This window comes from Flavobacterium sp. (assembly GCF_013822155.1).
GTDB lineage: Bacteria > Bacteroidota > Bacteroidia > Flavobacteriales > Flavobacteriaceae > Flavobacterium.
Genome location: NZ_PNJW01000085.1, coordinates 1 through 8,493, shown reverse-complemented (window position 1 = coordinate 8,493; position 8,493 = coordinate 1). Strand labels below are relative to the sequence as shown.

Below are 8,493 nucleotides of genomic sequence, written 5' to 3'. Positions count from 1 at the left end.
AATAAAGCCTATAAAAAACATTATTCTAAACAACAGGAAAAACTTATTGAAGAAAATAATCGATTACTTGAAATTAAAGAACTTGAAACAGAACAAGAATTAATGAGAATTAAAAATGTTCGATTAGAACAAGATTTTGAAAGTAAAAATAGAGAGTTGGCAGCTTCAACTATGAGCTTAATCAAAAAGAATGAATTATTATCCATGATTAAAGAAGATTTGAAATCAACTGATAATAGTCAAATGAAGAGCATTAAATCCGTTATCACCAATATTAATAAAAACATCAATGAAGAAGATACTTGGAATGTTTTTGTAGATGCTTTTAATAACGCAGACAAAGACTTTCTAAAGAAGGTAAAAATAGCACATCAGAGTTTAACCCCTAATGATTTACGATTGTGTGCTTTTCTAAGGTTAAATCTTTCGTCTAAAGAAATTGCCCCATTATTAAATATTTCCGTTAGAAGTGTGGAGATAAAACGATACCGTTTGCGTAAGAAAATGGAATTATCACACGAACAAGGTCTGGTTGAATATATTTTATCAATCTAAAGCCACAACACTTGTTAAGTTTGGCTCTATTCTGATAATGTATAATTAAGTTGTAATTGAATACATTATCTTTTTTTTAAAAGTTCTACCTTTTAATGAGGCAATTTTTCTTTTATCAACCCATAAAAAAACGTTCCTACTAATGCTCCTAACAACACAAAGGCAACGTTATAAAAACCGGCTCCTAATAAGATAAATATCGGTCCGGGGCAGGCTCCAACTAATGCCCAACCTAATCCAAACATTGTTCCACCTAACCAATACCGGAGACTTCCATCTTCTTTGTCTAATATCTCAATAGGTTGTCCGTCAATGTCTTTCAGTTTCTTTCGTTTGATGATTTGAATGCCTATTAGTCCGGTTGCAATGGCTGTTCCAATGATTCCAAACATGTGAAAAGATTGAAAATGGAACATTTCATAAATGCGGTACCACGAAACGGCTTCTGTTTTGGTTAAAACGATTCCGAATAAAAAGCCAACAAGAAGGTATTTAAGTAATTTCATCAATTAGAAGATTAAAGGTAAAAGAAAATGAGCCATGATTAAACCGCCAATAAAAAAACCGATTACCGCTTTTAAAGAAGGAACTTGTAAATTACTCAATCCGGAAATGGCATGACCGGAAGTACATCCGCCGGCATAACGACTACCAAAGCCAATTAAAAAACCTCCTCCTATTAATATAAAAATTGATTTTGGCGAAGTAGTATCGAACAAAGCATTTGGTAATAACTTCCCGTTTGGTTCATCAATGCCCAATACCTTTAATTGTTCGATAGTTTTTGGATTGATAGACACATTAGTGGGGTCATTTAGAAAATGAACTGCAAGAAAACCACCAAGCATTGCTCCAAAAGCAACCAACAAGTTCCAACGTTGCTCTTTCCAATCCCAATCAAAAAAAGGAATGAACCTTCCTGCTCCCGTCATGGCACATAACGAGCGAAGATTAGAAGACATGCCAAAGGTTTTGCCAAAATAAATCAATAGAAGCATTACCATTCCAATCAAAAAACCGGAAATGGACCAATGCCAAGTTTGTGTAATGAACTCCATCGCTTTTTTTTTACAAAAATAGAATATGAAATTTGTTATTACAAATCTAATCTTCTTCATTTATAAGAAAAAACTTTTACCTTTGATTCAAATTGAATTCAATTAATATGAAATTTTTAAAATATTCTATCGGATTTATACTGGTATTGCTACTATTTGCCTGTGGAGCAACAAAAAGTACCATTAAGAACATTGATGACACGGCTCCTGTTCCGATGCTTAAGAAAAATAACTCTTTTGTGTTGACAGAGCAAAGCCAAGATCCAAAATATGGGTATGACCAAGATTATCCTATCAATATTTTTTACAGAAGCACGTCGAATGATTCTATTAATCAGGAACGTTTTTTGAACGCATTAGCCGGACCAAATGGTGAAAAGCTGTTTTATAAAAAACTCGAAAGCTGTTGTCCGTTTCCTACCAAGCAAAGTGAAATAGGTGCCGGCCTTTTAGATGTGTATCAAGTGAATTGGGTGGGATGCAAACGTCCGTTGTTGCTTTATTTCAATATTTATGAAAAGGGAAAACTTTATATTCCGATGGGATTGACTGCTAAAAAAGATGAGTAACACAAGTTACACTTGGTTCTTAAAATATTCGTATTTTTGCACTTTAAAAAAAACAGAGAATGACTATTAGCAATATACCCCAAATTAAACACACGAACAGTGGCAACTTTTTTGTACTAGCCGGTCCTTGTGCGATTGAAGGCGAAGAGATGGCGTTGCGAATTGCCGAGCGATTAGTCGCTATTACTGACAAATTAGAAATTCCGTATGTGTTTAAAGGCTCTTTTAAGAAAGCCAACCGTTCGAGAATTGACAGTTTTTCAGGAATCGGGGATGAAAAAGCCTTAAAGATTTTACAAAAAGTATCCCAAACTTTCGGGATTCCTACGGTTACCGATATTCATACAAATGAAGATGCAGCCATGGCGGCAGAATATGTAGATATTTTGCAAATTCCTGCTTTTTTGGTTCGTCAAACGGACTTAGTTGTGGCAGCTGCCAAAACGGGTAAAACGGTTAACTTGAAAAAAGGACAATTTATGAGTCCGGAGAGCATGAAACATGCTGTTCAGAAAGTATTGGATTGTCAGAATGAAAATGTGATGGTCACAGATCGTGGAACCATGTTTGGATATCAGGATATGATTGTTGACTTTAGAGGCATTCCGACAATGAGACAATTTGCTACTACCGTTTTAGACGTAACCCATTCATTACAAAAACCCAATCAAACTTCAGGAGTGACCGGTGGTCGTCCGGATATGATTGAAACCATTGCTAAAGCTGGTATCGTTACGGGTGTTGACGGAATCTTTATTGAAACTCACTTTGATCCGGCAAATGCTAAAAGCGACGGAGCGAATATGCTTCATTTAGACTACTTTGAAGACTTGATGACTAAATTAGTAGCCATTCGCAAAACCATTAATCAATTCTAATTTAATTAATATATTATCCTGTGAAAAATCAATCGCTGTTGATTGTGTTCTTTTTTAGTGTGTTTTTTCAACAACTGTCAGCCCAAGATACTTTGGTGAAACCAGAAAAATATACTGCTCATAACAAAGGTAAATTTTATGTATTTTGGGGGGGAAATCGGGGTTATTTTACTGATTCTGATATTCATTTTACCGGAGATGATCATGATTTTACGATTTATGATGTTGCCTCGCACGACAAACCGAAAGGATGGCATGTTGATTACATCAGTCCGGGGAGAATGACTATTCCGCAGACAAATTTTAGAATGGGTTACTTTATTAATGACCACTACAACATTTCAATTGGTGTTGACCACATGAAATATGTGATGTATCAAGACAGAGCTGTGGATATTAACGGAAGTTATCCAAATGAGGGAAGCTATGGAGAGGCTTTGCCTAACAATCAAGTGTTTTTAACGGAAGAATTTTTAACCTTTGAACATACGGATGGTTTGAATTATATAAATAGTGAATTTTCACGGGTGGATGATATCTCCTCTTGGTTTAAATTACCTAATACTGATAAGGTTCAGATTAGTTTGACGGAGGGAGTTGGTGCCGGTGTGCTGTATCCCAAATCAAATGTGCAGATGTTTGGTGAAGACCGACACGATGAGTTTCATATTGCCGGTTTTGGTTTAGATGTTAAGGCAGGATTGAATTTTACGTTCTTTAAATACTTCTTTATTCAGACAGAGTTGAAGGGCGGCTATATTAATATGAATGATATTAGAACAACGAGTGATTCCCGAGACAGAGCTTCGCAGGATTTTTGGTTTATGGAAACTGTGATTGCTTTTGGTGGGATATTTAGGATTTAGAGGAAAGAGAATAGAAAATAGAGAATAGAGAATAGAAAATAGAGAATAGAAAATAGAATATAGAAGTCTTAGTGAAATGCTTTCTTCAGGGGAGGCATTTTTTTATTTAATTAGTTTCCATTGTTCGAAAAGTAGGTCGGTGATGACTTGATTATCGATTTCTTCGAGGGATGTGTAGTGAAGGGATTTCACTAGGGTTCTGCCCTCGTCTATCAATTTATCTTGGTGGAGGGTTAATTGATAGCCTTTGAAAAACGCCACGTCGACAAATTGTTTTTTGTGACTGGCATTTAGATAAAGGAAAGGCTTCTTTCCGTAATAAAAGAAAGGAATTTTATACTTGTAGAGCAATTGCAATTCAGGAATGGTCAGTTCTACTACTGCTTGCACATGAAGTAGAATGGAACGATACGGTTCGGGTTGTTTGAGGATATATTCTTCTGCGGGTTTCATGTTTTAATTTTCACCTAAAGAATCTATTTCATCTTTTGTTAAACTTTCCTTCTTTATAGCTTTCATCCATCTGTAACCAAACTTATAACAAAGGAAAACAATAAAACCAAATAGAATAATAATAACTATTTGTCCTAAATAATAACTGAATGTAAAAACTTGTTCTTGACCTTCAACATCCTTATTCTCTAGAAATATTATCTTTAAAAGAAACATTATCAATGAAAAAGAAAGATAAATTCCAACTAAAAACAAAACGATGCCTGCAATCCTTTTAATCATTATTATTTTTTTAATTTAAATAAAAGTAGAAAAAACTTGTTTAGGAAAAAAATTATATTTTACTTTGCATCTCAAAGTACTTTACATGGAGACAAAAGATTATTTAAAAGACATTCAAGACATCAAAGAGATGATGTCTAAATCAAGTCAGTTTATTTCATTAAGTGGTTTGTCGGGGATTCTTGCCGGGATATATGCGTTAGTTGGAGCCTGGATGGCTTATAAAACTATCTATTTTGACACTTCAACAATGGGGAATTACCGTAATTTAGTTATTTCAGAAGAAGCTGTGTTTAAACTATTAACTATTGCTGTTTGTGTAGTTGTATTGTCTTTAGCAACCGGATTGTTTTTGAGTATTCGCAAAGCAAAGAAGACTAATGAAACGGTTTGGAACAGTGCAGCGAAACGCTTGTTTATCAATTTTATGATTCCTATGGTTACGGGCGGCTTGTTTATCTTGTTTTTAATTGAAAAAGAGATGTTAGGCTTGGTTGCTCCTTTGACATTATTGTTTTATGGCTTGGCGTGTGTCAATGCCAGTAAGTATACGTTAGGTGGTGTTCGGTATTTAGGGATAACCATGATTGTGTTGGGTTTACTTTCAACTTGGTTCTTGGGGTATGGGTTATTGTTTTGGGCAATCGGTTTTGGTTTTTGCCATATTCTGTATGGTTCGGTAATGTATTTTAAGTATGAGCGAAACTAATTGCCTAATTAACTGTGGTAATGAAGAGCCAAACAGAGTAAAATGAAAAACATCATTCAACATATCAATAAAGCTTTTGATCATCGGATACGACTAGGGATAATGTCGGTGTTGATGGTGAATGAAAGTGCGGATTTCAGTACGCTAAAGGAATTATTGGGCGTTACGGACGGCAATTTGGCTTCGCATACGAAAGCGTTAGAAGCGGAAGACTATATTTCGATTGAAAAACAGTTTATCGGGCGTAAACCAAACACGAGTTATCGTGCTACTCCCCTAGGGAAGCAAGCTTTTAAGGCACATATTGATGCTTTGGAAAAATTAATACAAAAAAGTTAACTTTTTTTTTTATCTATTCACTTTGAAAAGCAAAGTACTTTAAATTATTATAATCTAAACAATAACTATGACTAAACAAACGTATGCCTCCGTTACCGGTAAATTATCTACGCAGATAGCGATTGTTTCTTTTGGGATTGGAACCTTGTTGTTTTTACTTCATCAATTGTTTCCCAAAGAAGAAATCATTTTTGTGAGTGGGTTTTTCTTCGTTCTTATCGCTCTTTTTGTGAATGGGGTGGTTTTACTCAATTTGATTCATCACTTTATTTTTTTCAGAAACCATCGGGAATATTTTGGGATAAAGATATTGTTGGTGATGGCCAACCTTCCTATTGCGGCTCTCTTTTTTTATATCACTATTAATAGTATCAATTTGTTCACTTTTTAATTTTAATTTTTTATATCATGGAAAAACAAACTAATTTCTTTCAGTCGAACACAGCCAAAATCATTATGGTTGGATTTCTAACGCTTGTTTTACTTATTCCTTTGCAATTTGTTAAGAATCTTATTTTGGAGCGTTCGGACAGGCAAAAGGAGGTGGTTGCCGAGACTTCGAGTAAATGGGGTGAGAACATTTACTTTTATGGTCCTATTTTGAAGATTCCGTATGAGACGCATGTAGAATCGAAGGTTTATGATCCGAGAACGAAAGAGCATGTTAGTTCGATTGCGACTGAACTTCATACGGCTTATTTCTTTCCGGAGGAGTTGAAGAACCGCTCTGTTGTTACGATGGTGAAACCTTTGCAACGCAGTTTGTATAAATCGAATGTGTTTACGGCTGAAATGGATTTTACGGGTTCGTATATTCATCCTAATTTTAAGATTAATAACATTCCGAATGAGGATATTCAATGGGATAAGGCTACTGTTGTGATTAGAACAACTAATTTGAAGAGTATTAAGAGTCAAGTTAATTTGAAGCTGGGTGATTCGACTTATCGTTTTGAGCCTACGCAGGGTGTTCAGAATGATTCGATGTCGACGCTTGAAACGGGGATTGTGGATATTGAAAAGCTTCAAATGGCGGATGAGAAATTAGCGTTTTCGTTTGGTATTAATTATAACGGCAGTAAGTTGATTCGCCTGGCTCCTATTGGTAAGACGACTACGGCGAAGATGAGTTCGAACTGGCACTCCCCTAGTTTTATGGGTAACTTTTTGCCGAATGATAAGCATAAGCAAATCAGTTCTAAGGGTTTTGAAGCGGAATGGGAGGTGTTGCATTTGAATCGTCCTTTTGCTCAGCAGTCGTTTGATGAGTTGCCGAATGTGAAGGGGTATGCTTTTGGGGTTGATTTTATTACTACTGTGGATGAGTATCAGCAGAATGAACGGGCGTCGAAGTACGGTTTTTTAGTGATTGGGTTGACGTTTTTGATTTTCTTTTTGATTCAGTCTATCAGTAAGATTTCGATTCATATTTTTCAGTATTCGATGATTGGGTTAGCGTTGTTGATGTTTTATACGTTGCTGATTTCGATTACGGAGCATAGTAGTTTTACGCTGGCTTATATTATTGCGGGGCTTTCGGTGATTGTGTTGATTTCGCTTTATTCGATTTCGATTTTGAAGGATAGGAAGTTTCCGGTGTTTATTGGTGTTTCGCTTTCGGGACTTTATGCGTTTATTTTTGTGATTATTCAAATGGAGGATTATGCTTTGCTTGTGGGTAGTGTTGGGTTGTTTTTTATCTTAGCGGCAGTGATGTATTTTTCGAGAAGGATTGATTGGGGGAAGGAGTAGAAGAAAGAAGCAAGAGGAAAGAGGAAAGAAGCAAGAGGAAAGAATATAGAAAATAGAATATAGATTATAGAGTATGACCCTCGAAGTGTTTAGATTTCTTTGGGGGTTACTTGCTTAAAAAGTAGTCTTTTAGGGCTGCTTTTTGGTTTGGTAGAAATGAAATCATTGTTTGTATTCTGTTTTTTTGAAGTTTTGTTTTTCGCTAAGAGGGTAAGGTTTTGTGGTTTTTATTCTTTTCGAGTTCTATTTTTAAACCATTAAGAAATTAAGGTTCATTACGTTTTGATTGATGAGATTGGTTTTAGCTTTTTATCTTTTCTTTTCTTTTTTTCTTGATAAAAAAAGAAACAAAAAAATCAAGCCTCACTAGCCCAATCTTGAAAACTACCTCGTCAGTCGTTCCGCAACCCAAGCCGCTCGTCGTGCCTCCTCGACTATGAGGGTTGCTGCCTCTCCTTCCTTCGTTGTTTTCTACGCTTGTTCCAGTATGGCGGGGAGAGCTACAAAGGGGATGTGAGAAAGAGGAAAGAAAATATCCCTCGAAGGGTTTGAAACCATTCGAGGGATGGAATGAAAAAAGCAGCTTTGAGGGCTGCTTTTTTTTTGATGCCGAGGCATCGGGGTTATAGTGGATTGTTTTTTTAGTTCTTTTAATTTTTTTAGTTTTTTTAGTTTTTTTAGTTTTTTTAGTTTTTTTAGTTTTTTTAGTTTTTTTAGTTTTTTTAGATTTAAAATAAATTAGTTAGAATTTCTTCTTGAAAGCGATAAAATTTTCTATTATTTTAGATTTTAACGATTTAAAAAATAGTTTTTTTGATAAAAAAAACGAAAAAATTAGGGCAGAAGTAGCCCATTATATTGTTGAAAAAGTTGTTTTTGGAGTTTAAACGTCGCAATTATTTGAAAAAAAAATGCGTTTTAGGGGTATTTTTTTAGAAACGATGCGTAAAAAAATGCGATTCATTGTCGAAAAATTACGATTCATTGGTATAAAAAGACGAACCTTTGGTATAAAAAGACGAACCTTTGGTA

Annotated in this window: 12 protein-coding genes; 8 read left to right on the top strand and 4 right to left on the bottom strand. The window is 35.1% G+C overall.

Annotation, left to right across the window (positions count from 1 at the left end; all coding sequences use genetic code 11):
• Nucleotides 1-555 (top strand): LuxR C-terminal-related transcriptional regulator (locus C0512_RS14190; RefSeq protein ID WP_290862701.1); only part of this gene is annotated, 555 nt, incomplete at its 5' end.
• Nucleotides 556-647: 92 nt separating this feature from the next.
• On the opposite strand, the gene C0512_RS14185 is transcribed toward C0512_RS14190, so the two are convergent.
• Together C0512_RS14185 and C0512_RS14180 are read right to left on the bottom strand one after the other, a co-directional pair.
• Complete coding sequence (locus C0512_RS14185; RefSeq protein ID WP_290862699.1) at nucleotides 648-1,061, bottom strand: DUF6691 family protein; 414 nt, start codon at nucleotides 1,059-1,061, stop codon at nucleotides 648-650.
• A gap of 3 nt (nucleotides 1,062-1,064) precedes the next feature.
• On the bottom strand, nucleotides 1,065-1,613 hold the full coding sequence (locus tag C0512_RS14180; RefSeq protein WP_290862697.1) for a YeeE/YedE thiosulfate transporter family protein: 549 nt from the start codon (nucleotides 1,611-1,613) through the stop codon (nucleotides 1,065-1,067).
• Between the two features lie 107 nt (nucleotides 1,614-1,720).
• On the opposite strand from C0512_RS14180, the gene C0512_RS14175 reads away from it, so the two are divergent.
• From C0512_RS14175 to C0512_RS14165, 3 genes are read left to right on the top strand one after another with little or no spacing between them, the layout of a single operon-like run.
• The gene (locus C0512_RS14175) at nucleotides 1,721-2,182 is read left to right on the top strand and encodes a 2-dehydro-3-deoxyphosphooctonate aldolase (protein ID WP_290862695.1); all 462 of its coding nucleotides are present in this window, start codon (nucleotides 1,721-1,723) and stop codon (nucleotides 2,180-2,182) included.
• A gap of 59 nt (nucleotides 2,183-2,241) precedes the next feature.
• Nucleotides 2,242-3,060, top strand: a complete 819-nt coding sequence (gene kdsA, locus C0512_RS14170; RefSeq protein WP_290862693.1) for a 3-deoxy-8-phosphooctulonate synthase — start codon at nucleotides 2,242-2,244, stop codon at nucleotides 3,058-3,060.
• 20 nt (nucleotides 3,061-3,080) lie between these two features.
• Entirely contained in the window at nucleotides 3,081-3,926 is an 846-nt protein-coding gene (locus tag C0512_RS14165) for a hypothetical protein (protein WP_290862691.1), read from the top strand.
• Nucleotides 3,927-4,028: 102 nt separating this feature from the next.
• On the opposite strand, the gene C0512_RS14160 is transcribed toward C0512_RS14165, so the two are convergent.
• Complete coding sequence (locus C0512_RS14160; RefSeq protein WP_290862689.1) at nucleotides 4,029-4,379, bottom strand: DUF1801 domain-containing protein; 351 nt, start codon at nucleotides 4,377-4,379, stop codon at nucleotides 4,029-4,031.
• A 3-nt stretch (nucleotides 4,380-4,382) separates the two neighbouring features.
• Nucleotides 4,383-4,661 (bottom strand): hypothetical protein, encoded by a 279-nt coding sequence (locus C0512_RS14155; protein ID WP_290862686.1) that lies wholly within the window; start codon nucleotides 4,659-4,661, stop codon nucleotides 4,383-4,385.
• Between the two features lie 85 nt (nucleotides 4,662-4,746).
• Between C0512_RS14155 and C0512_RS14150 the strand changes: the two genes are divergently transcribed.
• From C0512_RS14150 to creD, 4 genes are all read left to right on the top strand, one after another.
• Nucleotides 4,747-5,370 carry a hypothetical protein gene (locus tag C0512_RS14150; RefSeq protein WP_290862685.1) on the top strand — a complete coding sequence of 208 codons (624 nt, stop codon included), beginning with the start codon at nucleotides 4,747-4,749 and terminating at the stop codon, nucleotides 5,368-5,370.
• 42 nt (nucleotides 5,371-5,412) lie between these two features.
• Entirely contained in the window at nucleotides 5,413-5,709 is a 297-nt protein-coding gene (locus C0512_RS14145) for a transcriptional regulator (RefSeq protein ID WP_290862683.1), read from the top strand.
• A 67-nt stretch (nucleotides 5,710-5,776) separates the two neighbouring features.
• The gene (locus C0512_RS14140) at nucleotides 5,777-6,100 is read left to right on the top strand and encodes a hypothetical protein (protein ID WP_290862681.1); all 324 of its coding nucleotides are present in this window, start codon (nucleotides 5,777-5,779) and stop codon (nucleotides 6,098-6,100) included.
• A gap of 17 nt (nucleotides 6,101-6,117) precedes the next feature.
• Complete coding sequence (gene creD, locus C0512_RS14135) at nucleotides 6,118-7,461, top strand: cell envelope integrity protein CreD (RefSeq protein WP_290862679.1); 1,344 nt, start codon at nucleotides 6,118-6,120, stop codon at nucleotides 7,459-7,461.
• Nucleotides 7,462-8,493 lie beyond the last annotated feature (1,032 nt).